Raw genomic sequence first — 23690 nt, 5'->3', positions numbered from 1 at the left:
ACCTTTTTGCTTTCCGCGCGGTGCGGTTTACATGCGTTCGACGGTTTCGATGCCCAGCGTATCCAGACCGGTTTTCAGCGTTTTCGAGGTCAGCAGCGCCAGCTTCAGGCGGCTCTGACGCGCTTCTTCGCTGTCGGCGTTCAGGATCTGGCAGTGCTCGTAGAAACCGGAGAACAAGCCGGCCAGATCGTACAGGTAGCTGCACATGACGTGAGGCGTGCCTTCACGCGCGACGGTGGTGAGCACCTCTTCGAACTGCAGCAGGCGGGTAGCCAGCGCAATTTCACGCTCTTCGGTCAGCGTCAGCGGCAGCGTCAGGCTGCTTTCGTCGATCCCGGCGCGCTTGAATACCGATGCCACGCGGGTATAGGCGTATTGCATATAAGGCGCGGTATTGCCTTCGAAGGCCAGCATGTTATCCCAGTCGAAGACATAGTCGGTGGTGCGGCTTTTCGACAGATCGGCGTATTTCACCGCGCCGATGCCGACCACGCGGGCCACGGTCTTCATTTCGTCTTGCGGCATGTCCGGGTTTTTGCCGGCGATCAGCTGTTCGGCGCGTTCGATGGCCTCATCCAGCAGATCGGAGAGCTTCACCGTACCGCCCGAGCGGGTTTTGAACGGCTTGCCGTCTTTGCCCAGCATCATGCCGAACATGTGGTGTTCCAGCGAGACGGACTCCGGCACGTAACCGGCCTTGCGCACGATGGTCCAGGCCTGCATCAGGTGCTGATGCTGACGGGAGTCGATGTAATACAGCACGCGATTGGCGCCCAGGGTTTCGTAGCGGTACTTGGCGCAGGCAATATCGGTGGTGGTGTAGAGATAGCCGCCATCCTTTTTCTGGATGATGACGCCCATCGGATCGCCGTCCTTGTTCTGGTATTCGTCGAGGAACACCACGGTGGCGCCTTCGCTTTCTACCGCCAGCCCTTTGGCTTTCAGATCGGCGACGATGCCCGGCAGCATCGCGTTATACAGGCTTTCGCCCATCACGTCGTCTTCGGTCAGCGTGACGTTCAGGCGGTTATAGGTCAGCTGGTTTTGCGCCATGGTGATGTCGACCAGCTTGCGCCACATTTTCAGGCAGTACTGATCGCCGCCCTGCAGCTTGACGACGTAAGCGCGCGCGCGCTCGGCGAACTCGGCGTCTTCGTCGTAATGCTTCTTGGCTTCGCGATAGAACTGTTCCAAATCGGACAGGCCCATGTCGCTGGCGTTTTCGTTCTGCATTTTTTCCAGGTAGGCAATCAGCATGCCGAACTGGGTGCCCCAGTCGCCGACGTGGTTGGCACGGATCACTTTATGGCCCAGAAACTCCTGGGTACGCGCCGCGGCGTCGCCGATGATGGTGGAGCGCAGATGGCCGACGTGCATTTCTTTCGCCACGTTCGGCGCGGAGTAGTCGATAACGATGGTTTGCGGCTCAACCGGCGCAATGCCCAGTTTCGGTGCGTTCAGCACCTGGTCGGCCTGGCGGGCGACCCAGTCGCTGTTCAGGAAAATGTTGATAAAGCCGGGACCGGCGATTTCCACTTTACCGGCGACGTCGCCGAGATCCAGCAGTTGCACCACTTTTTCCGCCAGCTGCCGGGGCGGCATGCCCAGCTTTTTGGCGACGGACATCACGCCGTTGGCCTGGTAATCACCAAACTGCGCCTTGGCGGAAGGGCGGACCTGCGCTTCGCAATCGGCTGGCGCGCCAGCGGCGATCAGCGCCTGGCTGACTTTATCTGAAAGAAGAACCTGAATATTCACCGGGTTACCTTAATGACGAACGAGGGGCTGAAGCCAGCCCCTGTGGGATTCAACGGTGGCGGGCGCGATGGGCGACCGCCACAAAACAGCCTGCAATTGTAACCGATCTGACGGAGTCCGTCAGCAGTTGGCGCGGCCGCTGCGATGAAACAGTTGTCGGGTGCGGCGCGTTGATTGCCGGAAGGTGAAAAGCGGAATGAGCTGAACAGAATGTACGGAGGGGAGAGTTGCGAAGCTAGCGCTTTTTATTGCGGCGACCGGCATCCAGCGTGTTGACGCTGCGTGATTTGAAATGACGGTAGATGGCGTATACGGCGATAATTATCAACACCAAGGATATCGTCAGCAATAACATAATGATCATCTCGAATTTAAATTTCCTCCAAAGTAGCCGAGTTGTCTTGGTGAATCAATTGTCTGGGGTTAAATTAAGATAATCCTTAGCTTTTAATCAATTAATGCGTTTTATTTTCTTTTTTTACAATGGGTTGTGATTGCGGATTTGTGCGACATTGATAAGTGAGTCGTTTTGATTAAACCCAGCGATTCAATCGGCTTGACCAATGGCCTGCAGAGGATTTTGTGCAAAATAACTTAAATCATAGCGTCATAAAGAAAAGGTATAATGTCTTGCGAAAAATCTTATTTTTTATTTTTCCGTTGATTTAATAAGCTGTCACCTTAATAAAAATCCGGCTTTTATTCTCCCTGTCCGCAACCAAAAATCATGTTGAACTGCCGCCGAAAAACCTCGCAACGCTGGCGAGCGCTGTCGCCAGCGTGTAAATTACGGCGTTTAACTTTGCGCCCCGTTGTTTTGAGGTTCCTATGACCACTCCCTTGCAGGCCATTGCCGAGCTTGACGATCTGAAGCTCGACCTGCCGCGTTTCGAACAGGCGTTGCACCAATTTGCCGCCAAATTGCGGCTTGATCTGTCCGCGTTTACCGCCGATCACATCTCACTGCGCTGTCACCAGAACGCTACCGCCGAGCGCTGGCGCCAGGGGCTGATGCAGTGCGGGACATTGCTGTCCGAATCGATGATCAACGGGCGGCCTATCTGTCTGTTCGACTTGTCTCAGCCGCTGGCCGTTGGGCCATGGCGGATAGACTGCATCGAACTGCCGTATCCGGGGGAGAAACGCTATCCGCACGAAGGCTGGGAACACGTCGAATTAGTGCTCAGTGGCGATCCGCAGACGCTGTACGCCCGGGCGTTGAGCCACCTGGCCGATGAAGCGTTGCTGGCGCCGGGGATCAAGCTGAAGCAAAGCTCGCCAAAGGGCGAGGGCGAACGGCTGCCGAACCCGACGCTGGCCATCACCGATGGAACGGTCACGATCAAGTTTCATCCTTATTCCATTCGAGACATCGTCGCCAGCGAACAAGCTTAGCCAGGCAGTGCCGCACAGGCTCGCGCCATGCGATCGAGCGCTTCATCGAGCAGGGCCCATCGGCAACCAAAGTTAAGCCGCACAAAGCGCCGATCGCCAAAGTCCAAACCGGCGCTTAGCCCAACGCCCGCACGTTCGAAGAACTGATGCGGGTTATCCACCGGCAACGCGCTGCAGTCTATCCAGGCCAGGTAAGTGGCCTCGACAGGCAGCAACGTCAATCCCGGCATGGCGTTGATACGCTTTATCAGCCGATCGCGATTGGCGCGCAGATAAATCAACTGCTCATCCAGCCAGGGTTGTCCGTATTGATAAGCCGCCTGCGCCGCCACCAGCGCCAACAGATTGACCTCCGGCACGATACCGCTGCGCGCGCGTTTCAGCTTTTGTCGCAGCGCTTCGTTGGGAACGATCGCCAGTGAAGCGCCCAGTCCGGCGAGATTAAACGTTTTTGACGGCGACATCAGCGTCACGCTGCGTTGGGCCGCATCGTCATTCAGGGTGGCGAAAGGGATATGCCGCACGCCGGGCTCAAGCAGCAGTTCGCAGTGGATCTCATCGGAACAGACGATTAAATCGTGTTCGCGAGCGAACTGATGGTGCTGCAACAGCTCATCCCGGCGATAAACGGTGCCACCGGGGTTCTGCGGGTTGCACAGCAACAGGAGTTTCTCGTTGCCACTCAGCCGATCATGCAGCGAGGAAAAATCCAGCACCCAGCGTTGGCCGGTCGCCTTCAGCGGCACCGCGAGGTGCTCGCGCCCGGCGAATTTGGCCGCTTTGCGAAACGGCGGATAAATGGGAGAGGGGGCCAGCGTGCTCTGATGTCCTTCGGTGCAGGCGCGCACGCACAAATTCAGGCCGCACACCAGCCCAGGCAGGAAAATGATCCATTCGGGCTTGATGTGCCAGCCGTAGCGCTCTACCATGCGGCGGGTAAAAACCTCAATAAGATCAGGGGATGGGTGGGTGTAGCCGAATACGCCGTGCGCCACGCGCCGCTGCAAGGCTTCGATCACCGCCGGTGGTGAGGTGAAATCGCTGTCGGCGACCCAAAGCGGGATGATGTCGCTGCCGCGATATTTATCCCACTTAACGCTGTCACTGTGACTGCGGTCTACCCATTGATCAAAATTGAATGCCATAGTTACAACCCTGAGCCGGTTTATGCCTAAGCATGAGCCTACGTGAGAAATGAAGAAATGAACAATTGCCGCCGTATGTTGGCCGTTATCTGGGGGTGACAATGATAAAACTGGAAGTTTGTTGCTTTAGCGTCGACTGTGCGCTGACGGCCGAACGGGCGGGCGCCGATCGCATTGAGTTGTGCGCCAGCCAGAGCGAGGGGGGATTGACGCCGAGCTATGGCACGCTGCGTCTGGCGCGCGAGCGGGTTTCGATCCCGGTGCATCCGATCGTTCGCCCTCGCGGTGGCGATTTCTGCTACGGCGCGGTGGATTTCGAGGTGATCAAACAGGATCTCCGCCAGATCCGCGAGATGGGGTTCCCCGGCGTAGTGGTTGGCATGCTGGACGAAGAAGGGCACATCGATCTGCCGCGCATGCGCGAAGTGATGAGGCTGTGCGAGGGCATGGCGGTGACGTTCCATCGCGCGTTCGATATGTGCCAGAACCCGATGGTGGCGTTGGAGCAACTGAGCGAGCTGGGCGTGGCGCGCATTCTGACCTCCGGCCAGCAGCAGAGCGCCGAGCTGGGCCTGCCGTTGCTGCACGATTTGCGCCAGGCCAGTCAGGGCCCGGTAATCATGGCGGGTGCCGGCGTGCGCCTCAGCAATCTGCACAAGTTTGTCGATATTGGTCTGCATGAACTGCACAGCTCTTCCGGTCACCTGGTGCCGTCGACCATGCGTTACCGCAAGGCGGGCGTCACCATGTGTTCTGATAACGAGTTTGACGAATTTAGCCATTATTGCGTGGATGGCGAAATGGTGGAGGCGATGAAAAACGCGCTGGCCTTGGTTGATCCCCTGGCGCAAAGCGCATAAACACGCAGCTAACCGCGTTTGACAACCGGTTTCCGGGCCGTAAGACCCCTTTGCGTGTCACTGAGCCCTCGGCGATCACGCAAGTACCAGGCCCCGGCGTTTTGCCGGGGCTTTTTTTATGTCTTGCGAAGACGCGGTGCCCGTTTCACGCTGTTTCTCTGTCGCACTGCCCCCCATCTCTTCTTGCGCTCATCATGCCCTGCTGATAAGTTTGTGAGTTAAAATCCTTTAAATATCATAATATTAAATGATTTTTTGGTATGCATTTTCGTGGTGAATGATTTGCGCTCTGCCGCTCATCGCCACGTCTGCATTTTCATACCCGTTCATCGCCGGCCTATGGCCGGAACATCACAGCATTAATGAGGAGAGCCGTCGATGCAGCCGCGGAGCGCGTTGGCGGCGGACTTAACAAGGAGATAACGATAATGACCCGAACGGCACACTGTTTGACCGCTGCGCTTTTGCTGACCTTGACCCTGAGCGGGTGCCAGACCGCCAAGCGGCCTGTTTCTACATTAAGTAAGCCGCCCAGCGCAGAAGACATTGCGGAACAAGACAAGCGGCAGCGTGAAGCCGAGCGTATACAGCAGTGCCAGCGCGAGTTGGATGCCATGCGCGGCATGGATAACGAAAAATACCAAAAATTCAAACGTGAATTCGATACCTTGATGGGCGGCGCCGCGCAGTATGCCGGGGTACGCCAGCGGGTCAACACGGGCACGCAGGAAACCGTCGACGCCCTGTATCGTTATCGCACCAGCCGTCTGTGCGCAGACATCAGTTCTGCCATGATGACCGGCCTGGCTGAGCGCGGAGAGCGCGCCCAATGACCCCTCGTGCGAGAAAGGCATTACTGAGCCTGATGATACCGCTGGCGTTTGCGCCAGCGATGGCCGCAGCGGATGACGATGTGCCGGCATTACTGCAGTTCGCCGAGCGCTACCAGCGGCAGGACGCACCGGCAGCTGACGCCGCGGTTACTCCCTCCCGGGAAACCCAAAAGTCGGCGCCCCGGCCGGTTCAACCGCGTGAAACGAGCTCGCAGAGAAAGCAACTGGCGCAGTTGCAAAAGACGCTGCGCGAGAAAGAGGCTCGATTGGAGCAACAGCAAACCGCTATTCAATCACTGCAGCAGGAGCTGACCGCGTTGCGGGTTGCGTCGTCCCTGACGACTGCCGATAAACCGACAGCTGCTCCCGATCTGAGCGCGTTGAGCGACTTCGCCAGCGGCGTGCGACGGGCGCTGAACCTGACGCCGCAGGAGCGCAAGGCTCAGGCGCAGATCGCCGAGGCGCAGGCAGCGTTAGCGCAGGAAAAACAACAAACCGAGGAGCGCGATCGGCGTATCGCCTTGCTGGAACAACGGCTGGCGGCGTTGCCTGAACAGGCGGATAGCGCCTGGCAGGAGAAACTGACGGCGGCGCAGACCGCCAACGACAAAGCGCGCCAGCGTTATGAGCAGGACAAACAAGCGGCCGCCGCTGAGCTGGCGCAACAGAAGGCGGAAGCCGCCAAGGCGACGGGAGAACTTCAGCAGCAGCTGGCAATGCGGCAGAAAGAGCTGGATGAACAACGCCAACAGGCTGAGCGGCAAGAGAAAAGCCTGAAAACGGCACTGGAACAGCAAAAGGCCGAAGTCGCCAAGGCGACGGGTGAACTTCAGCAACAGCTGGCACTGCGGCAGAAAGAGCTGGATGAACAACGGCAACAGGCCGAGCGGCAAGAGAAAAGCCTGAAAACGGCGCTGGAACAGCAAAAGGCCGAAGCCGTCAAGGCGACGGGAGAACTTCAGCATCAGCTGGCGCAGCTACAGGAAAAAAACAAGACGCAAACCGAGCAGGCGAAGGCATTGGCGCAGCGGCTGGCAACGGCGGTGGCGGAAAGCGAAAAATCAACGCTGCAACTGGCGAGAACGACGGAGCAGGCGAAAAAAAACGCATTGGCGCTAGCGGACGCCAACCAAACGCAGCAGGCATTGCGTGAGGAGCTGGATGGGCTGCGCTCTCGCGCCAAATGGCTGCCGGATGCGCAGGCGCTCGAGAAAAAGCCGGCGCAACAGAGCTATGCTGCCGGTGTCGCTTTGGGGCGCGATATTCAAACGATGCTGGCGGAGCGTAAAAATTGGGGCATCAATCCCGATAAAACCGTGCTGCTGGCGGGCGTGATCGATACCTTCAACGGCCATTACCAGCTAAGCGATGCGCAGTTGACCCGTGCGCTGGCGGAGTCGGAAAAAGCGGTGAACGACGCCCGGAACCAGGCTGCGAAGGTGCAAACCAGCAAGGGCGAGGCGTTCGTCACCGAGTTTAAAAAGAAAAAGGGCACGCAGAAGTCGCCTTCCGGTTTCTGGTATCGCATCGATTATGCGGGTGATGAAGCCATTAAGGAAAACGCGCGGGTGGACATCGTGGTGAAGGAAAGTTTAACCGACGGCAGCGTGATTCAGGATATGGATCGCAGTGGGAAGGTGATGTCACAGCCGCTCTCTGCCTATCCGCCGTTGTTCCGCGAGGCGATCGGCCATCTGAAAAATCATGGTTCGCTGACGATGGTGGTGCCGCCGGCGTTGGCGTACGGTGAAACGGGCTATGCGCCGCAGATCCCGCCGAACGCGACCATGGTGTATGAGCTGCGGATTGTCGATGTCAACAACGGGTAACGTCGGGCCGGCCCTGGCCGGCCCGATTAGCGAGCGCTAGGGCTTTTTGGCGGTCAGCACGGCGCGCAGGGGCGCCGGATAGCCTTCGATCGTTTTGCTGCGATCGTTCGGATCGAGGAATTCGGCCAGTGATTCGCTGGTCATCCAGCCGGTGCGGCGCTGCTCTTCGAGGCTGGTGACGCACATATCGGCGATCTTCACGTCGACGAAGCCGCACTTCTCCAACCAGCATTTCAGCGCCTCGGCGGAAGGGATGAAATACACGTTGCGCATCTGCGCATAACGATCGCCCGGCACCAGCACCTGGTGGCGATCGCCTTCCACCACCAACGTTTCCAGCACCAGTTCACCTTCAGCCACCAGCTGGTTTTTCAGCTGATACAGATGATCGAGCGGCGAGCGGCGGTGATACAGCACCCCCATCGAGAACACGGTGTCGAATGCCGCCAATTCCGGCAACTGCTCGATGCCGAGCGGCAGCAGGTGGGCGCGCTGATCGCCGCCTAATAGCTTGCGCACCGCTTCGAACTGACACAGGAACAGCTGCATCGGATCGATGCCGACGGCGAGGTGTGCGCCGGCGCCAATCATGCGCCACAGGTGATAACCGCTGCCGCAGCCGACGTCGAGAATGGTGCGGCCGGCCAGTGGAGAAATGTGCGGCAGCACGCGATCCCACTTCCAGTCGGAATGCCATTCGGTATCGATATCGATGCCATACAGCGAGAAGGGCCCTTTACGCCATGGCATCAGGGTGCGCAGCATTTTCTCGATGCCTTCAAGCTGGCCCGGCGACAGGCCCGGCTCCATCTCGGCGCGCACGCCGTGCAGCAGATCGAGGCGGGTTGGGGTCAGCGTCGGCAAATGCTCGACCGAGTTGAACCACTGTTTGAATTTGCCGTGCAGCGATTCGCGTTGCCAGGCGCTCAGCTGCGCAGGCAGCGTGTCCAGCCAATGGCTGAGGGGGCTTTTGGCGATGCGTTGATAGAAATCACCGAACTCGATCATTGCGCATCCCCCGCTTTCAGGGCGATCAGCGAACCGAAGTTGAAGCATTGGAACCACACTTCGGCATGCTCGAACCCGGCCTGTTGCAGGCGCGCCTTGTGCGCTTCCACCGAGTCGGTGAGCATCACGTTTTCCAGCATGCTGCGTTTTTGGCTGATCTCCAGCTCGCTGTACCCGTTGGCGCGTTTGAAATCGTGGTGCATGTTGAACAGCAGCTCGCCGACTTCAGTGTCCTCAAAGCTGAACTTCTCCGACAGCACCAGTGCGCCGCCCGGGCGCAGGCCACGATAGATTTTCTCCAGCAGACGCAGGCGATCGGCCGGTTCGAGGAACTGCAGCGTAAAGTTCAGTACCACCATCGAGGCGTTCTCGATCTCGATGTCGCGAATGTCGGCTTCGATGACATCGACCGGCGTGTCGGCGCGGAAGGCATCGATATGGCGGCGGCAACGTTCCACCATCGCCGGCGAATTGTCGACGGCGACGATATTGCAGCCGGGCACCTTGATATTCCGCCGCATCGACAGCGTCGCCGCACCCAGCGAGCAGCCCAGGTCATACACCCGGCTGTCGGGTTGCACAAAGCGCTCGGCCAGCATGCCGATCATCGAGATGATGTTGGAATAGCCGGGAACGGAGCGTTGGATCATGTCGGGGAACACTTCGGCGACGCGTTCGTCAAAGGTCCAGTCGCCCAGTTTGGCGATGGGGGCGGAAAAAAGGGTATCGCGGTTTGGCATAGCGGCAAATCAGTTCAGAATTCGAAGCTGCGTAGTCTAACAGAAAAGCGCAAAAAAGCGGAGCGGAAGCAGGCGGCGCGGCCGCCTGATGATAAAACGAGATCAGTGCAGGCTGAAAATCAGATCCCAGGGCAGATAGAAGATATTTGCCAGAACCATCAACAACAAAGAGATATAGGTCGCGGCCATGCCCGAACGGCGCCAGCGAACCTCGCGGTTGCGCAAACCGTAGTAATGCACCAGTCGCCCGGCCATCAGCATCAGGCCGCAAAGGTGAATCATCCAGATTTCCGCGCCGTTCATTTCCATAATCACCAGCAAGACGGCAGCAATCGGAATGTATTCAACGGCGTTGCCATGCACGCGGATGGCGGTCTGCAATTCGTAGAAACCGCCGTCGCCATAGGCTACGCGGTACTGCATCCTTAATCTGACTACGTCATAAGAGAGTTTGATCAACAACAATGCGCCGAGCACCACATAAAGCGCGCTTACCATTTTTAACTCCGTTCCCTAACCAAAACTGGCAGCCAGCATCATAGCCGTCATTGTATTCACTGTCGCGGGGAAATATTTGATGTTATTGGTCAGATTAATAGGTCAAAACAGTGCATCTTGTTCTGGCCAGTCCGGCGGCGCTGGCAAATCGGGGATCGCCAGCCGTAGCTGCTGCCAAATTTTTTGCGCCTGCTGGGGCGAATCGCCGTTGTCCGGCGTATGAATAAACAGATAGGGCTGATGCTGTTGCTGCCACAGCGGCAGTTTTTGCTGCCAGGCCTCGAACCAGCGCAGGTTGTCGGCCAATTGGTCACCGCCGATAAAGCGCACCAGCGGTTGGTCGGCGGTGACCAGAGCGTGCACCGGCAGCTTCGGCTTTTTCTGCTGGGCATCGCGCACGGCGGCGGTGTTGGGGGCGGCGTGATGCACCGGGCGGCTGTCGAGGATCACCCGATTGATGCCGCGCTGGTGCAATCCCTGATTCAGCACACGCTCTTCCTCGCCCTTGGCGAAAAACGCCGGATGACGCACTTCTACGCCGTAGGTGAATTCCTTCGGCAGGTTTTCGAAGAACTGCCACATGCGCGGCAGCTCATCGGGGCCGAAGGCGGCGGGCAACTGCAGCCACAGTTGGCCGATGCGTTGATGCACCGGGCTCAGGCAGTGGTAAAACGCCTGCAGCTCGGCGGCGCAGTTGCGCAGGGAGGCCTTGTGGCTGATGTCCGACGGGAATTTGAAGCAGAAGCGAAAATCGTCACCGGTCATGTCGCGCCAGCGCTGCACGATTTCCAGCTTCGGCAGCGCGTAGAAGGTAGTGTTGCCTTCCACGCAGTTGAAATAGCGGCTGTAATCCGCCAAATCACGCAGCCCGATGCGATTCCAGGCTGCATGTTGCCATTGCGGCAGTCCGATGTAGATCACGGCGTCGTCTTCCTTTACTTGTCCTTGGCTTATCAGGCTACAACTTAACGTTACCGCTCGAGCGCGGCAAGAATTTCGCCGGTGTCGCGCACCCGTGCCAAACGCGGGAAGATGTGTTCGAACGCGAAACGGTGCATTTCCGCGTTCTGCGCGCTGCAGACATCTTCGGCGATCACCAGCTCATAGCCATGCTCCCAGGCGGCGCGGGCGGTGGATTCCACGCCGATATTGGTGGATATGCCGCCCAATACCACGGATTTGATGCCGCGACGGCGCAGCTGCAAATCCAGATCGGTGCCGTAGAAGGCGCCCCATTGGCGCTTGGTGACCAGAATATCGCTGTCGCAGACCGCCAGCGGCGCGGGAAACTCCCACCAACTGGCCGGCAAGCCGCCGGCGGGCGCGGGAGCCGGCTTGTCCACCGGCTGTTTCAGCGCTTCGGCGAAGGAGTCTGACCAGCCGACGCGCACCAGCAGCACCGGCGCGCCCAGCAGACGAAAACGGGCGGCCAGCAGGGCGGCGTTCGCCACCACCTGGTCGGCGCTGTGCGGGCCGCCGGCGTAGGGCAGAATGCCGTTTTGCAAATCGATCAGCACCAGAGCGGTGGTTTGGGCGTCAAGTTTCAGCATGGATATCATCTCGTTGCGAAGTGGATAAAAACTGTTCGGCGCGCCGGGCGAGCTGCGTTCGGCGCAAAACCGGGGGAGAATCAGGCTACGTGAAAAAACTGTCGCAGGTTAATGGGAAATTTGTTAACCGATGTGTTGATTCGAGCAAAAACGCGCCATTTAGTGCAGTAACAATGCTGTGTTCGCACTTATCGGGCGGATGAATTTCCTTTATAATGACTCCCTTTTTTCAACACTCTTTAATCCAACGACCTATGCCGATTTATGAATATGCATGTGGTGCTTGCAACCATCGGTTAGAGAAATTGCAAAAATTTTCCGATGCGCCGCTGGCAGACTGCCCGGCGTGTGGGCAGCCCGCGTTGACCAAGTTGATTTCTTCCTCCGGTTTCCAGCTTAAGGGCACCGGCTGGTATGCGACGGATTTTAAACCGGGTAACAAGTAGAATTTATCAGATAACAGCCGCGCGACAAGGGCGCAGTAGCCCGGCGCGGCATCGGCTGTGTAAAAGGATAGCGTATGCGTACTGAATATTGCGGGCAGTTGAATCTGTCCCACGTGGGCCAGGAAGTCACTCTGTGTGGTTGGGTCAATCGTCGTCGCGATCTCGGCGGCCTGATCTTTATTGATATGCGCGACCGCGAAGGCATCGTGCAGGTGTTCTTCGATCCGGACCAGAAAGTGGCGTTCGACAAGGCCTACGACCTGCGCAATGAGTTCTGCATCCAGATCGTCGGCACCGTGCGTGCGCGTCCGGACAGCCAGATCAATAAAGATATGGCCACTGGCGAAGTGGAAGTGTTCGCCCACGCGCTGGAGATCATCAACCGCTCCGAGCCGCTGCCGCTGGACTCCAATCAGGTCAACAGCGAAGAAGCGCGCCTGAAATACCGCTACCTGGATCTGCGCCGCCCGGAAATGGCCGAGCGTCTGAAGACCCGCGCCAAAATCACCAGCTTCGTGCGCCGCTTCATGGACAGCCACGGCTTCCTCGATATCGAAACGCCGATGCTGACCAAGGCGACGCCGGAAGGCGCCCGCGATTACCTGGTGCCGAGCCGCGTACACAAGGGCAAATTCTACGCGCTGCCGCAGTCCCCGCAGCTGTTCAAACAGCTGCTGATGATGTCCGGCTTCGATCGTTACTACCAGATCGTCAAATGCTTCCGCGACGAAGACCTGCGTGCGGACCGTCAGCCTGAATTCACCCAGATCGACGTCGAAACCTCCTTCATGACCGCCGATCAGGTGCGTGAAGTGATGGAGAAGCTGGCGCGCGAGCTGTGGCTGGACGTGAAGGGCGTGGATCTGGGCGATTTCCCGGTCATGACCTTCGCCGAAGCGATGCGTCGCTTTGGCTCCGACAAGCCGGACCTGCGTAACCCGCTGGAGCTGGTGGACGTGGCCGACCTGGTCAAAGACGTCGAGTTTAAAGTCTTCTCCGGCCCAGCCAACGACGCCAAAGGCCGCGTGGCGGCGATCCGCGTACCGGGCGGCGCGCAGCTGACCCGCAAGCAGATCGACGAGTACGGCGCTTTCGTCAATATCTACGGCGCCAAAGGCCTGGCGTGGCTGAAGGTCAACGACCGCGCCGCCGGCATGGAAGGCGTGCAGAGCCCGATCGCCAAATTCCTCAGCGCAGACGTGCTGGAAGGCATCCTGGCGCGCACCGATGCGCAGACCGGCGATATCCTGTTCTTTGGCGCCGACAGCGTCAAGATTGTCACCGATGCGATGGGCGCGCTGCGCCTGAAGCTGGGGCGCGATCTGGCGCTGACCCAACTCGACAGCTGGGCACCGCTGTGGGTGGTTGACTTCCCGATGTTCGAAGAAGACGACGAGGGCGGCCTGGCGGCCATGCACCACCCGTTCACCTCGCCACGCGACATGAGCCCGGAAGAGCTGGCGGCAGCGCCGGTCAACGCCATCGCCAACGCCTATGACATGGTGATCAACGGTTACGAAGTGGGCGGCGGTTCGGTGCGTATCCACCGTAGCGAAATGCAGCAGACGGTGTTCAGCATTCTGGGCATTAACGAACACGAACAGCGCGAGAAGTTCGGCTTCCTGCTGGACGCGCTGAAGTACGGTACGCCGCCGCACGCCGGCCTGGCCTTCGGCCTGGATCGTCTGGTGATGCTGTTGACCGGCACCGACAACATCCGCGACGTCATCGCCTTCCCGAAAACCACCGCGGCGGCCTGTCTGATGACCGACGCGCCGAGCTTCGCTAACCCGGCTGCGCTGCAGGAGCTGGCGATCAGCGTGGTAAAGAAAGCCGGTGCGGAACAAGAGAGCGAGTGATGAGTTACAAGCGCCCTGAATCTATCCTGGTAGTGATTTACGCGAAATCCAGTGGTCGGGTGCTGATGTTACAGCGGCGCGACGATACCGAGTTCTGGCAGTCGGTCACCGGCAGCCTGGAACAGGATGAGTCGCCGCCGCATGCCGCGCGGCGTGAAGTCATGGAAGAGGTCGGCATCGATATCGAAGCAGAGCATCTGCCGTTGTTCGATTGCCAACGCTGCGTGGAGTTTGAACTCTTTGTCCATTTGCGGCATCGCTATGCGCCGGGAACCACGCGCAATAAAGAGCACTGGTTCTGTCTGGCGTTGCCCGAAGAGCGCGATCCGGTGATTACCGAGCATCACGCTTACCAATGGCTTGAGGCGGCCGAGGCCGTGAAGTTGACCAAGTCGTGGAGCAATCAGCAGGCGATTGAAGAGTTCGTGATCAATTCAGTCCAGTAGTTTTTTTCGGAGATTTTTTATGGCAGGTCATAGTAAGTGGGCCAACACAAAGCACCGTAAAGCGGCGCAGGACGCCAAGCGCGGTAAAATTTTCACCAAGATTATTCGTGAGCTGGTCACGGCCGCCAAGCTGGGCGGCGGCGATCCGGATTCCAACCCGCGTCTGCGCGCGGCGATGGACAAGGCGCTGTCGAACAACATGACGCGCGACACCATGAACCGTGCAATCGCGCGCGGCGTGGGCGGCGATGATGATACCAATATGGAAACCATCATCTATGAAGGTTACGGCCCTGGCGGCACCGCCGTGATGATCGAATGCCTGAGCGACAACCGCAACCGCACCGTGGCGGAAGTGCGCCACGCCTTCACCAAATGCGGCGGCAACCTCGGCACCGACGGTTCCGTGGCTTACCTGTTCACCAAGAAGGGCGTGATCACCTACGCACCGGGCCTGGATGAAGACACCGTGATGGAAGCTGCGCTGGAAGCCGGTGCGGAAGACATCGTGACCTATGACGACGGCGCTATCGACGTGTTCACCGCCTGGGAAAGCCTGGGCGCGGTGAAAGACGCGCTGACCGCGGCGGGCTTCGAAGCCGAAGCGGCGGAAGTGTCGATGATCCCATCGACCAAGGCTGACATGGACGCGGAAACCGCGCCTAAGCTGCTGCGCCTGATCGATATGCTGGAAGACTGCGACGACGTGCAGGAAGTTTACCATAACGGTGAAATCTCCGACGAAGTGGCGGCGACGCTGTAATCCGGTAAAACGGGCGCCGCCGTTCGGCGGCGCCGTGCATGCAAGGTGGATGTAGATATGGCGATCATACTCGGTATCGATCCCGGCTCACGCGTCACCGGCTATGGCCTTATCCGCCAGCAGGGGCGTCAGTTGAGCTATATCGCCAGCGGCTGCATCCGCACGGTGGTGGACGACATGCCGACGCGGCTGAAGCTGATTTACGCCGGCGTCAGTGAGATCATCACCCAGTTTCAGCCCGATTTCTTCGCCATCGAACAGGTGTTTATGGCCAAGAACCCGGACTCGGCGCTCAAGCTCGGCCAGGCGCGCGGCGTCGCGATCGTCGCGGCGGTGAATCAGAATCTGGAAGTGTTCGAGTATGCGGCGCGGCAGGTCAAACAGACCGTGGTCGGCACCGGCGCGGCCGAAAAGGCGCAGGTACAGCACATGGTGCGCTCGCTGCTCAAACTCTCGGCCAACCCGCAGGCGGACGCCGCCGATGCCCTGGCCATCGCCATTACCCACTGCCACCTCAGCCAGAATGTGCTGCGGATGAGCGAAGGGCGGTTGAACCTGGCGCGCGGGCGTTTGCGCTGACGCAAAGCGATGATTGCTCAGGCTGGATATTCATCCAGCCTTTTTTATGTTATAAGCTTTACCAGCAACGGTATGGCAGGGCGCCATGCCCGGTCATTCTGCAGGAGGGTAAATGATAGGTCGTCTCAGAGGAAATATTCTGGAAAAGCAGCCGCCGCTGGTGTTACTGGAGGCGAACGGCGTGGGCTATGAGGTACACATGCCGATGACCTGCTTTTACGAGCTGCCGGAACTGGGGCAAGAGGCCATCGTGTTTACCCACTTCGTGGTGCGTGAAGACGCGCAGCTGCTGTACGGTTTCAACGACAAGCAGGAGCGCGCGCTGTTCCGCGAGCTGATCAAGGTCAACGGCGTCGGGCCGAAGCTGGCTCTAGCGATCCTGTCGGGCATGTCCGCGCAGCAGTTCGTCAGCGCGGTGGAGCGCGAAGAGATCACCGCGCTGGTCAAGCTGCCGGGCGTAGGCAAGAAAACCGCCGAGCGCCTGGTGGTAGAGATGAAAGACCGCTTCAAAGGGCTGAACGGCGATCTGTTCAACAGCAGCAGCGAGATCAGCCTGCCGTCCGCCGCCGCCAACGCGCCGGAAGCGGACGCAGAAGCCGAAGCTGTCTCGGCGTTGGTGGCTCTGGGCTATAAGCCGCAGGAAGCCAGCCGCATGATCAGCAAAATTGCCAAACCGGGCGCCGACTGCGAGACCCTGATCCGCGACGCGCTGCGCGCGGCTTTGTAAGGCCGCTAAGAGGTAGATAATGATTGAAGCCGATCGCCTGATCTCCGCCGAACCGATCAACGAGGAAGAAGTCCTCGATCGCGCCATTCGTCCCAAGCTGTTGAGCGAATACGTTGGCCAGCCGCACGTGCGCGAGCAGATGGAGATCTTCATCCAGGCGGCCAAGCAGCGTGGCGACGCGCTCGACCATCTGCTGATCTTCGGCCCGCCGGGCTTAGGGAAGACCACCCTGGCCAACATCGTGGCCAACGAAATGGGCGTGAATCTGCGCACCACGTCCGGCCCGGTGCTGGAGAAGGCGGGTGATTTGGCGGCGATGCTGACCAACCTCGAACCGCACGACGTGTTGTTCATCGACGAAATCCACCGTTTGTCTCCGGTGGTGGAAGAGGTGCTGTATCCGGCGATGGAAGACTATCAGCTGGATATCATGATCGGCGAAGGGCCGGCGGCGCGTTCGATTAAGCTCGATCTGCCGCCGTTTACCTTGGTGGGCGCTACCACCCGCGCCGGCTCGCTGACCTCGCCGCTGCGCGATCGCTTCGGCATTGTCCAGCGGTTGGAGTTTTATCAGGTGGCGGATCTGCAGCACATCGTCTCGCGCAGCGCCGGCTGCCTGGGGCTGGAGCTGTCCGATGAGGGGGCCCATGAAGTGGCCCGCCGTGCGCGCGGTACGCCGCGTATCGCCAACCGCCTGTTGCGCCGGGTGCGCGACTTTGCCGAGGTGCGCGCCAACGGCGTGATCAGCGGCGCGGTGGCGGCGCAGGCGCTCGATATGCTCAACGTTGACGCCGAAGGCTTCGACTATATGGACCGCAAGCTGCTGTTGGCGATTATCGACAAGTTTACCGGCGGCCCGGTCGGGCTGGACAACCTGGCGGCGGCGATCGGCGAAGAGCGCGAAACCATCGAGGACGTGATTGAACCGTTCCTGATCCAGCAGGGCTTTATCCAGCGCACGCCGCGCGGCCGTTTGGCGACCCAGCATGCCTACCGGCATTTCGGGCTGGAACGCGAAGCATAAGTTTGCCATCCTCCATACAAAAGGGCCGCATCTGCGGCCCTTGACGTTAATATTGAACTTGATGACGTTATCGGATTAATAGAAGGCGCATATAAAAAATAAGGAAAATCAATTCATTGATTTTCGGCTGCTCACCACAGAGGAGGAAAAACCGCGTTTTTTCCTCCTCTGTCAGCAGTAGAAAGGGCCGCATCTGCGGCCCTCGTCATATTCTGGTTCTGGCTTCAATCAAGCCTGCTGTTTTTTGAACAGGCTCAGCGTGAACAGCACGGCGGCGCAGAGCACTACCGAAGGGCCGGCCGGCGTATCGTAACACGCCGAGAAAGTCAGGCCGCCGGTGACGGCCACCATGCCGAGCAGCACCGCGACGCCGGCCATCTGTTCCGGCGTGCGCGCGAAGCGGCGAGCGGTGGCTGCAGGAATGATCAGCAGCGAAGTGATGATCAGCGCGCCGACGAATTTCATCGCCAGGCCGATGGTCAACGCGGTCACCAGCATCAGCACGGTGCGCGCCCGCGCCAGATTGACGCCGTCGACGTGCGCCAGCTCCGGGCTGATGGTCATCGACAGCAGATCGCGCCACTGCCACCACAGCACCAACAGCACCACGGCGACGCCGCCGGCGATCATCAGGATATCGCTCAGCGTAACCGACAGCAGATCGCCGAACAGGTAGGCCATCAGATCGACCCGCACGTTGGACATCAGCGCCACCACCACCAGCCCCAGCGACAGGGCGCTGTGGGCCAGAATGCCTAGCAGGGTATCCACCGAAAGCTGCGGGCGGCGCTCCAGCCACACCAGGGCCAGAGCCAGCAGCAGCGTAATGGCGATCACCGCATAGAAAGGATTGATGTCCAGCAGCAGACCAAAGGCGACGCCGAGCAGCGAGGCGTGCGCCAGGGTATCGCCGAAGTAGGACATGCGGCGCCAGACCACGAAGGAGCCCAGCGGCCCGGCGGCGCCGGCCAACAACACGCCGGCCAGCCAGCCGGGAAGTAACAGTTCGATCATGCTTCGCGGCTCCCGGTTTTCTTCAAGACAATTCTTCCTTGCAGGTCGTGGCGGTGATTGTGATGGTGGCGATATACCGCCAGCTGCTCTGCGCCGCGGTTGCCGAACATGGCGATGAATTCGGGATGCATCGACACCACCTCCGGCGCCCCTGAGCAGCAGATGTGCTGATTGAGGCACAAGACCTCGTCGGTTTTCGCCATCACCAGATGCAGATCGTGCGACACCATCAGCACGGCGCAGCCCAGCTCTTTACGTAGTTGATCGATCAGATCGTAGAGCGCCAGCTGACCGTTGACGTCCACTCCCTGCGTGGGTTCGTCCAGCACCAGCAGCTGCGGTTTGTTCAACAGCGCTCGCGCCAGCAGCACGCGTTGGTTTTCACCGCCGGAGAGCTTTTGCATCGGCTGGTCGAGCAGGTGGGCGGCGTGCACGCGCTTGAGCGCCGGCAGAATGTCGGCTTTCTTGACGCCGGGCTTGAGGCGCATAAAGCGGCTGACGGTCAGCGGCAGGGTGGCGTCAAGATGCAGCTTTTGCGGCACGTAGCCGATGCGCAGATCGGGCTCACGCTCCAGCGTGCCGGCGGTCGGTTTGACCAATCCCAACACTACGCGCACCAGCGTAGACTTGCCCGCGCCGTTCGGGCCCAGCAGCGTGAGAATACGGCCGGGTTGCAGGCTGAGGGAAATGTTCGACAGCACCTTGCGGCTGCCGAAGGCGACGGAGATATTTTTTAGCGTTATCAGTGTAGACATCTCGAGATTACAGGTTGCAGAACGAAGCGAATGTTATAATATCACGCCTTGTTGATGAAAACGATGGGATTACTGATGATGGCAAAGAAAAATAAATGGCTGCAGCGCACGCTGCTGGCCAGCGCACTGTTGATGGCCGGCCCGCTGAGCAGCGCTTCCGCGGCGGTGGTGACCTCGATTCGTCCGTTGGGCTTTATCGCTTCGGCCATCGCCGACGGCGTGACGCCGACCGAAGTGTTGCTGCCGGATGGCGCTTCACCGCACGATTTTGCGTTGCGTCCTTCCGATATCCAGCGCTTGCGTTCCGCGGACCTGGTGCTGTGGGTTGGGCCGGATATGGAGGCGTTCCTGAACAAGGCGCTGGTGCCGATCTCGGCGACCCGAAAGCTGGCCATCAGCGAACTGTCGGCGGTGAAGCCGCTGCTGATGAAAGGCGAAGAGGACGACGATCATGATCATGCAGGCGAAGCGCATAACCATGCCGATGACGATCATGGGCATCATCACGGCGAGTACAATATGCACGTTTGGCTGTCGCCGGAGATAGCAAAAGTGACCGCGATCGCGATTCACGACAGATTGTTGGAACTTATGCCGCAAAATAAGGACAAATTAGACGCAAACCTGCGCCAGTTCGAGAATCTGCTGACGCAAACTGACAAAAATGTTGGTAACATGCTTACGCCTGTGCAAGGTAAGGGTTATTTTGTTTTTCATGATGCTTACGGCTACTTTGAGAAACACTACGGTTTGAGTCCGCTGGGCCATTTCACCGTCAATCCCGAAATTCAGCCTGGAGCACAGCGCCTACACCAAATTCGAACACAGTTGGTTGAGCAGAAAGCGGTATGCGTTTTTGCTGAGCCACAATTCAGGCCGGCCGTAATCAATGCCGTCGCCAAGGGTACCAAAGTGCGTTCCGGAACGCTGGACCCGCTGGGCGTCGGCATCGCGCTGGGGAAGGACAGCTACGGGAAATTCCTGACTCAGCTGTCAAACCAGTACGTGAGCTGCCTGAAGTAAAGCTTATGAGGATAATATCGAGTGCAGCAGATAGTCCGAACTATCGCTCTGGCGTATAACAACCTGCCACGGCCCCACCGCGTCATGCTGGGGTCGCTGACAGTCGTCACATTGGCCGTCGCTGTTTGGCGGCCTTTTGTTTACCACCCAGAACACAATCCCATCGCCAAGAGCGTCGAGTTAGAATCCAGCCAGATGCGGTCATTGCTCCCCGAAGCCAGTGAGCCGATTGATGCCGACCAACCCACTCCCGATGACGAAATCCCGCAGGATGAGCTGGATCAGAAAGACGCCGGCGACGATGGCGTGCATGAATATGTGGTTTCCACCGGCGACACCCTCGGCAGCATTCTGACGCAATATGGCATCGATATGTCGGATGTCACGCTGCTGGCCTCGCAAAACCGCGATCTGCGTAATCTGAAGATCGGCCAACAGTTGTCGTGGACCGTGAACGATGCGGGCGATCTGCAGCAGTTGACCTGGGAAGTTTCCCGCCGCGAAACCCGCACCTATGACCGCGTCGGCAACAGCTTCAAAGAGTCGAAAGAGGCGCAGCAGGGCGAATGGCGCAACAACGTGATCAGCGGCCGGGTCAACGGCAGCTTTGTCAGCAGCGCCGGCGACGCCGGGCTGAGCCGTAACGAAATCAACTCGGTGATTAAGGCGCTGCAGTGGCAGCTCGATTTCCGCAAGCTGCGCAAAGGCGACCAGTTCTCCGTGCTGATGTCGCGCGAGCATTTCGACGGCAAGAAATCGCAAAGCCAGCTGTTGGGCGTGCGTCTGCGCACCGGCGGCAAGGATTACTACGCGATCCGCGCCGAAGACGGCAAATTCTACGATCGTCAGGGCTCAGGCCTGGCGCGCGGCTTCATGCGTTTCCCGACCATGAAACAGTTCCGCATCTCCTCCAACTTCAACCCGCGCCGCGTGAACCCGGTGACCGGCCGCGTGGCGCCGCACAAAGGCGTCGATTTCGCCATGCCGGTCGGCACGCCGGTGCTGGCGGTCGGCGACGGTGAAGTGGTGATCGCCAAACGCAGCGGCGCGGCGGGCAACTATGTGGCGATCCGCCACGGTCGCCAGTACACCACGCGTTATATGCACCTGAAAAAGCTGCTGGTGAAACCGGGCCAGAAGGTGAAACGCGGCGATCGCATTGCGCTCTCCGGCAACACCGGCCGCTCCACCGGGCCGCACCTGCACTTTGAACTGTGGACCGGCCAACAGGCGGTGAACCCGCTGACGGCCAAGCTGCCGCGTTCCGAAGGGCTGAGCGGCAAAGATCGCAGCGATTATCTGGCGCAGGTGAAGGAAGTGGTTCCTCAACTGCAGTTGGATTAACGCCCGCCCTTTTTCCGGCGCTTCGGCGCCGCTAATTTCATCGGCCTGATTGCGGGCCGATGCTGTTTTATCTGGGCGGTTCGCGGTTGTTAATTGCAAAATCGGTGATGGCAATTATGATTAGCCGAATCGCTAAGCTAAGAGCATGTGCATGCAAAACGAGAAGAAATCGAACGTAGAGTTCATCCCGCAGTTTCAAAAAGCCTTTTTATATCCGCGCTACTGGGGCGTGTGGTTGGGAACCGGCCTGATGGCCGGCATTTCGCTGGTGCCCGCGCGCCTGCGCGATCCGGTGCTGGGTGCGGTCGGCAAACTGGCCGGCAAGCTGGCGAAGGGCGCGCGCCGTCGTGCCCGCATCAACCTGCTGTATTGCTTGCCGGGGCTGCCGGAAAGCGACCGCGAGCACATTATCGACCAGATGTTCGCCTGTGCGCCGCAGTCGATGGTGCTGATGGCTGAGCTGGCCTGCACCAAGCCCGAGAAAGTGCTCAAGCGCGTGCGTTGGCACGGTGAAGAGGTGCTGGACAAGATCCGGGCGGAAGGGCGCAACGTGATTTTCCTGGTGCCTCACGGCTGGGCGGTGGATGTGCCGGCGATGCTGATGGCCGCGCGCGGCCAACCGATGGCGGCGATGTTCCACAACCAGCGCAATCAGCTGATCGACTACCTGTGGAACGCCGTGCGGCGTAAATTCGGCGGCCGCATGCACGCGCGCAACGACGGCATCAAACCGTTTATCAGTTCGGTGCGGCAGGGGTATTGGGGCTACTATCTGCCCGATCAGGATCACGGCGCCGAGCACAGCGAGTTCGTCGATTTCTTCGCCACCTATAAGGCGACGCTGCCGGCGGTGGGGCGGCTGATGAAGGTGTGTCGTGCGGCGATCGTGCCTTTGTTCCCGGTGTACGACGGCAAAACCAGCATGCTGGATATTTATATTCGCGAGCCGATGGACGATCTGGCTGAAGCCGACGATCCGCGCATTGCCCGCCGCATGAATGAAGAAGTGGAAAATCTGGTGGGCCCGAATCCGGAGCAGTATACCTGGATCCTCAAACTGCTGAAGACGCGCAAGGAAGGGGAGATTGAACCTTACTCGCGCGACGATCTGTATCGTTAATCCTTTCTGCCGCTAACGCCGGCCGGGCCGCAATCCGGCCGGCGTCTCTTCATATATGCACCCTACAGCCGCGAGCCCGCAGGATGTCGACGACTTTAGGCGTGCGGGTGAAATCATTCCAGCGCAGGTCCAGTTTGCGCAGTCGGCTCAGTTCGCCGAGGCTTTCCGGCAGGTCGCTCAGGCGGTTGGCGCGCAGATCCAGACTTCTCAGCGCCGTCAGCTCGCCGATATTTTCCGGCAGGCGCGTCAGCTGATTGAAACGCAGATTCAGCTCGCTCAGCCGCGGCAGCCGGCAGAAGGCCTGCGGCAGCTCGGCGATGGCATTGTTAGCCGCGTCGAGTATCTCCAGCTCACCGAGCTGAGCCATTTCCGCCGGCAGCGAGGTCAGGGCATTTTTCATGATATGCAGTTCGCGCAGCGCGTGCAGTTGCCCGATTTCGGCGGGCAGGTTGCCGATGCGGTTGTTGTATAAACGCAGCTCCTGCAATGCCGCCAGCCTCGGTATCGCCTGTGGCAAAACGGTTAAATGGTTGTCGGTCGCGTTGAGGTAAACCAACTGCTGCAGCTGCGCCAGCGAGCGCGGCAGATCGCTAAAGCCGTTATCGCTCAGATAGAGGTATTTCAACCGATGCAGCTGCCCCAGTTCTTCGGGGAGTTCGTTTGCGCGATTGTGGCCAAAGTCGAACATCTCGAGCTGTTGCAACTGGCCAATCTCCGGCGGCAGGCGGTCGAGCTGATTGCAGGAGATATTCAGCACCCGCAGATTTCGGTGCCTGAAGAGGGCGACAGGGAGGGCCGTCAGCTGATTGTCGTACAGGCTAATCTTGCGCAGCGCGTGGCCGGCTAACGGCGACTCGTCGAGCTGCGTCAGGCCGTGGCCGTCGAGATCGAGCTCATCACCGCTCGCTGCGGGAGTGTGTTGGTGGAGCATGGCGTTCTCCGTCGTTCATGGCGGTGCAGGGGCAAAAAAAAAA

Annotated in this window: 24 protein-coding genes; 14 read left to right on the top strand and 10 right to left on the bottom strand. The window is 59.3% G+C overall.

Features of this window, described 5'->3' with window-relative positions:
- Positions 1 to 27 precede the first annotated feature (27 nt).
- On the bottom strand, positions 28 to 1758 hold the full coding sequence (argS, locus tag SSARUM2_RS14080; protein ID WP_033634864.1) for an arginine--tRNA ligase: 1731 nt from the start codon (positions 1756 to 1758) through the stop codon (positions 28 to 30).
- An 828-nt stretch (positions 1759 to 2586) separates the two neighbouring features.
- Here argS and SSARUM2_RS14075 point away from each other — a divergent pair.
- The gene (locus SSARUM2_RS14075) at positions 2587 to 3153 is read left to right on the top strand and encodes a VOC family protein (protein ID WP_060452593.1); all 567 of its coding nucleotides are present in this window, start codon (positions 2587 to 2589) and stop codon (positions 3151 to 3153) included.
- Here the strand turns inward: SSARUM2_RS14075 and SSARUM2_RS14070 are convergent.
- Complete coding sequence (locus tag SSARUM2_RS14070) at positions 3150 to 4298, bottom strand: PatB family C-S lyase (RefSeq protein ID WP_041035479.1); 1149 nt, start codon at positions 4296 to 4298, stop codon at positions 3150 to 3152. The genes SSARUM2_RS14075 and SSARUM2_RS14070 overlap by 4 nt on opposite strands.
- Before the next feature lie 101 nt (positions 4299 to 4399).
- On the opposite strand from SSARUM2_RS14070, the gene cutC reads away from it, so the two are divergent.
- The 3 genes from cutC (at position 4400) to SSARUM2_RS14055 (ending at position 7820) form a co-directional block, all read left to right on the top strand.
- On the top strand, positions 4400 to 5158 hold the full coding sequence (cutC, locus tag SSARUM2_RS14065; RefSeq protein ID WP_282488496.1) for a copper homeostasis protein CutC: 759 nt from the start codon (positions 4400 to 4402) through the stop codon (positions 5156 to 5158).
- Between the two features lie 428 nt (positions 5159 to 5586).
- Complete coding sequence (locus SSARUM2_RS14060) at positions 5587 to 5991, top strand: hypothetical protein (protein WP_033654407.1); 405 nt, start codon at positions 5587 to 5589, stop codon at positions 5989 to 5991.
- On the top strand, positions 5988 to 7820 hold the full coding sequence (locus tag SSARUM2_RS14055; protein WP_060438573.1) for an FKBP-type peptidyl-prolyl cis-trans isomerase N-terminal domain-containing protein: 1833 nt from the start codon (positions 5988 to 5990) through the stop codon (positions 7818 to 7820). Before SSARUM2_RS14060 ends, SSARUM2_RS14055 begins: the two co-directional genes overlap by 4 nt.
- 36 nt (positions 7821 to 7856) lie before the next feature.
- On the opposite strand, the gene cmoB is transcribed toward SSARUM2_RS14055, so the two are convergent.
- The 5 genes from cmoB to SSARUM2_RS14030 form a co-directional block, all read right to left on the bottom strand.
- Positions 7857 to 8828: a tRNA 5-methoxyuridine(34)/uridine 5-oxyacetic acid(34) synthase CmoB gene (gene cmoB / locus SSARUM2_RS14050; RefSeq protein WP_033634857.1), complete on the bottom strand. Its 972-nt coding sequence runs from the start codon at positions 8826 to 8828 to the stop codon at positions 7857 to 7859.
- The gene (gene cmoA / locus SSARUM2_RS14045) at positions 8825 to 9568 is read right to left on the bottom strand and encodes a carboxy-S-adenosyl-L-methionine synthase CmoA (RefSeq protein ID WP_060438574.1); all 744 of its coding nucleotides are present in this window, start codon (positions 9566 to 9568) and stop codon (positions 8825 to 8827) included. Before cmoA ends, cmoB begins: the two co-directional genes overlap by 4 nt.
- Before the next feature lie 102 nt (positions 9569 to 9670).
- A complete protein-coding gene (locus SSARUM2_RS14040) occupies positions 9671 to 10066 on the bottom strand; it encodes an MAPEG family protein (RefSeq protein WP_004932387.1) in 396 nt (131 codons plus the stop codon).
- Between the two features lie 102 nt (positions 10067 to 10168).
- Complete coding sequence (locus SSARUM2_RS14035; RefSeq protein WP_120151017.1) at positions 10169 to 10984, bottom strand: DUF72 domain-containing protein; 816 nt, start codon at positions 10982 to 10984, stop codon at positions 10169 to 10171.
- Positions 10985 to 11037: 53 nt separating this feature from the next.
- The gene (locus SSARUM2_RS14030; RefSeq protein ID WP_033648128.1) at positions 11038 to 11616 is read right to left on the bottom strand and encodes a hydrolase; all 579 of its coding nucleotides are present in this window, start codon (positions 11614 to 11616) and stop codon (positions 11038 to 11040) included.
- Between the two features lie 215 nt (positions 11617 to 11831).
- On the opposite strand from SSARUM2_RS14030, the gene SSARUM2_RS14025 reads away from it, so the two are divergent.
- The 7 genes from SSARUM2_RS14025 to ruvB all read left to right on the top strand — a co-directional run bounded on the left by SSARUM2_RS14025 (position 11832) and on the right by ruvB (position 17460).
- Positions 11832 to 12062: a zinc ribbon domain-containing protein gene (locus SSARUM2_RS14025; RefSeq protein WP_320204121.1), complete on the top strand. Its 231-nt coding sequence runs from the start codon at positions 11832 to 11834 to the stop codon at positions 12060 to 12062.
- A gap of 74 nt (positions 12063 to 12136) precedes the next feature.
- Entirely contained in the window at positions 12137 to 13921 is a 1785-nt protein-coding gene (gene aspS / locus SSARUM2_RS14020; RefSeq protein ID WP_033647641.1) for an aspartate--tRNA ligase, read from the top strand.
- Positions 13921 to 14367: a dihydroneopterin triphosphate diphosphatase gene (gene nudB, locus SSARUM2_RS14015; RefSeq protein WP_004932373.1), complete on the top strand. Its 447-nt coding sequence runs from the start codon at positions 13921 to 13923 to the stop codon at positions 14365 to 14367. Before aspS ends, nudB begins: the two co-directional genes overlap by 1 nt.
- Before the next feature lie 19 nt (positions 14368 to 14386).
- Positions 14387 to 15130: a YebC/PmpR family DNA-binding transcriptional regulator gene (locus SSARUM2_RS14010; protein ID WP_033647638.1), complete on the top strand. Its 744-nt coding sequence runs from the start codon at positions 14387 to 14389 to the stop codon at positions 15128 to 15130.
- 57 nt (positions 15131 to 15187) lie between these two features.
- The gene (gene ruvC / locus SSARUM2_RS14005; protein WP_004932367.1) at positions 15188 to 15709 is read left to right on the top strand and encodes a crossover junction endodeoxyribonuclease RuvC; all 522 of its coding nucleotides are present in this window, start codon (positions 15188 to 15190) and stop codon (positions 15707 to 15709) included.
- A gap of 112 nt (positions 15710 to 15821) precedes the next feature.
- Positions 15822 to 16436: a Holliday junction branch migration protein RuvA gene (gene ruvA / locus SSARUM2_RS14000; protein WP_033634852.1), complete on the top strand. Its 615-nt coding sequence runs from the start codon at positions 15822 to 15824 to the stop codon at positions 16434 to 16436.
- Between the two features lie 19 nt (positions 16437 to 16455).
- Positions 16456 to 17460, top strand: a complete 1005-nt coding sequence (gene ruvB, locus SSARUM2_RS13995) for a Holliday junction branch migration DNA helicase RuvB (protein WP_033634851.1) — start codon at positions 16456 to 16458, stop codon at positions 17458 to 17460.
- 228 nt (positions 17461 to 17688) lie between these two features.
- Here ruvB and znuB read toward each other — a convergent pair whose 3' ends face one another.
- Entirely contained in the window at positions 17689 to 18474 is a 786-nt protein-coding gene (znuB, locus tag SSARUM2_RS13990) for a zinc ABC transporter permease subunit ZnuB (protein WP_033634849.1), read from the bottom strand.
- Entirely contained in the window at positions 18471 to 19229 is a 759-nt protein-coding gene (znuC, locus tag SSARUM2_RS13985; RefSeq protein ID WP_004932357.1) for a zinc ABC transporter ATP-binding protein ZnuC, read from the bottom strand. Before znuC ends, znuB begins: the two co-directional genes overlap by 4 nt.
- A 78-nt stretch (positions 19230 to 19307) precedes the next feature.
- On the opposite strand from znuC, the gene znuA reads away from it, so the two are divergent.
- From znuA to lpxM, 3 genes are all read left to right on the top strand, one after another.
- Positions 19308 to 20252 carry a zinc ABC transporter substrate-binding protein ZnuA gene (gene znuA / locus SSARUM2_RS13980; RefSeq protein ID WP_060430831.1) on the top strand — a complete coding sequence of 315 codons (945 nt, stop codon included), beginning with the start codon at positions 19308 to 19310 and terminating at the stop codon, positions 20250 to 20252.
- 21 nt (positions 20253 to 20273) lie between these two features.
- On the top strand, positions 20274 to 21596 hold the full coding sequence (gene mepM, locus SSARUM2_RS13975; RefSeq protein ID WP_033634847.1) for a murein DD-endopeptidase MepM: 1323 nt from the start codon (positions 20274 to 20276) through the stop codon (positions 21594 to 21596).
- Between the two features lie 151 nt (positions 21597 to 21747).
- A complete protein-coding gene (gene lpxM / locus SSARUM2_RS13970; RefSeq protein ID WP_033638507.1) occupies positions 21748 to 22716 on the top strand; it encodes a lauroyl-Kdo(2)-lipid IV(A) myristoyltransferase in 969 nt (322 codons plus the stop codon).
- A 49-nt stretch (positions 22717 to 22765) separates the two neighbouring features.
- Here the strand turns inward: lpxM and SSARUM2_RS13965 are convergent, their stop codons facing one another.
- Positions 22766 to 23647, bottom strand: a complete 882-nt coding sequence (locus tag SSARUM2_RS13965; RefSeq protein ID WP_041035471.1) for an adenylate cyclase — start codon at positions 23645 to 23647, stop codon at positions 22766 to 22768.
- Positions 23648 to 23690 lie beyond the last annotated feature (43 nt).

Origin of the sequence: Serratia sp. K-E0102, assembly GCF_029962625.1 — a bacterium.
Taxonomy (GTDB): domain Bacteria; phylum Pseudomonadota; class Gammaproteobacteria; order Enterobacterales; family Enterobacteriaceae; genus Serratia; species Serratia sarumanii.
This window is presented reverse-complemented; position numbering and strand designations above follow the sequence as displayed.

Coding starts and splice junctions, on each gene's coding strand:
- aspS (WP_033647641.1), top strand. CDS start 12,137: ATGCGTACTGAATATTGCGGGCAGTTGAATCTGTCCCACGTGGGCCAG.
- znuC (WP_004932357.1), bottom strand. CDS start 19,229: ATGTCTACACTGATAACGCTAAAAAATATCTCCGTCGCCTTCGGCAGC.
- ruvA (WP_033634852.1), top strand. CDS start 15,822: ATGATAGGTCGTCTCAGAGGAAATATTCTGGAAAAGCAGCCGCCGCTG.
- SSARUM2_RS14040 (WP_004932387.1), bottom strand. CDS start 10,066: ATGGTAAGCGCGCTTTATGTGGTGCTCGGCGCATTGTTGTTGATCAAA.
- SSARUM2_RS14010 (WP_033647638.1), top strand. CDS start 14,387: ATGGCAGGTCATAGTAAGTGGGCCAACACAAAGCACCGTAAAGCGGCG.
- cutC (WP_282488496.1), top strand. CDS start 4,400: ATGATAAAACTGGAAGTTTGTTGCTTTAGCGTCGACTGTGCGCTGACG.
- SSARUM2_RS14060 (WP_033654407.1), top strand. CDS start 5,587: ATGACCCGAACGGCACACTGTTTGACCGCTGCGCTTTTGCTGACCTTG.
- SSARUM2_RS14025 (WP_320204121.1), top strand. CDS start 11,832: ATGACTCCCTTTTTTCAACACTCTTTAATCCAACGACCTATGCCGATT.
- znuB (WP_033634849.1), bottom strand. CDS start 18,474: ATGATCGAACTGTTACTTCCCGGCTGGCTGGCCGGCGTGTTGTTGGCC.
- cmoA (WP_060438574.1), bottom strand. CDS start 9,568: ATGCCAAACCGCGATACCCTTTTTTCCGCCCCCATCGCCAAACTGGGC.
- lpxM (WP_033638507.1), top strand. CDS start 21,748: ATGCAAAACGAGAAGAAATCGAACGTAGAGTTCATCCCGCAGTTTCAA.
- ruvB (WP_033634851.1), top strand. CDS start 16,456: ATGATTGAAGCCGATCGCCTGATCTCCGCCGAACCGATCAACGAGGAA.
- SSARUM2_RS14055 (WP_060438573.1), top strand. CDS start 5,988: ATGACCCCTCGTGCGAGAAAGGCATTACTGAGCCTGATGATACCGCTG.
- SSARUM2_RS13965 (WP_041035471.1), bottom strand. CDS start 23,647: ATGCTCCACCAACACACTCCCGCAGCGAGCGGTGATGAGCTCGATCTC.
- znuA (WP_060430831.1), top strand. CDS start 19,308: ATGGCAAAGAAAAATAAATGGCTGCAGCGCACGCTGCTGGCCAGCGCA.
- SSARUM2_RS14030 (WP_033648128.1), bottom strand. CDS start 11,616: ATGCTGAAACTTGACGCCCAAACCACCGCTCTGGTGCTGATCGATTTG.
- SSARUM2_RS14075 (WP_060452593.1), top strand. CDS start 2,587: ATGACCACTCCCTTGCAGGCCATTGCCGAGCTTGACGATCTGAAGCTC.
- cmoB (WP_033634857.1), bottom strand. CDS start 8,828: ATGATCGAGTTCGGTGATTTCTATCAACGCATCGCCAAAAGCCCCCTC.
- SSARUM2_RS14070 (WP_041035479.1), bottom strand. CDS start 4,298: ATGGCATTCAATTTTGATCAATGGGTAGACCGCAGTCACAGTGACAGC.
- nudB (WP_004932373.1), top strand. CDS start 13,921: ATGAGTTACAAGCGCCCTGAATCTATCCTGGTAGTGATTTACGCGAAA.
- ruvC (WP_004932367.1), top strand. CDS start 15,188: ATGGCGATCATACTCGGTATCGATCCCGGCTCACGCGTCACCGGCTAT.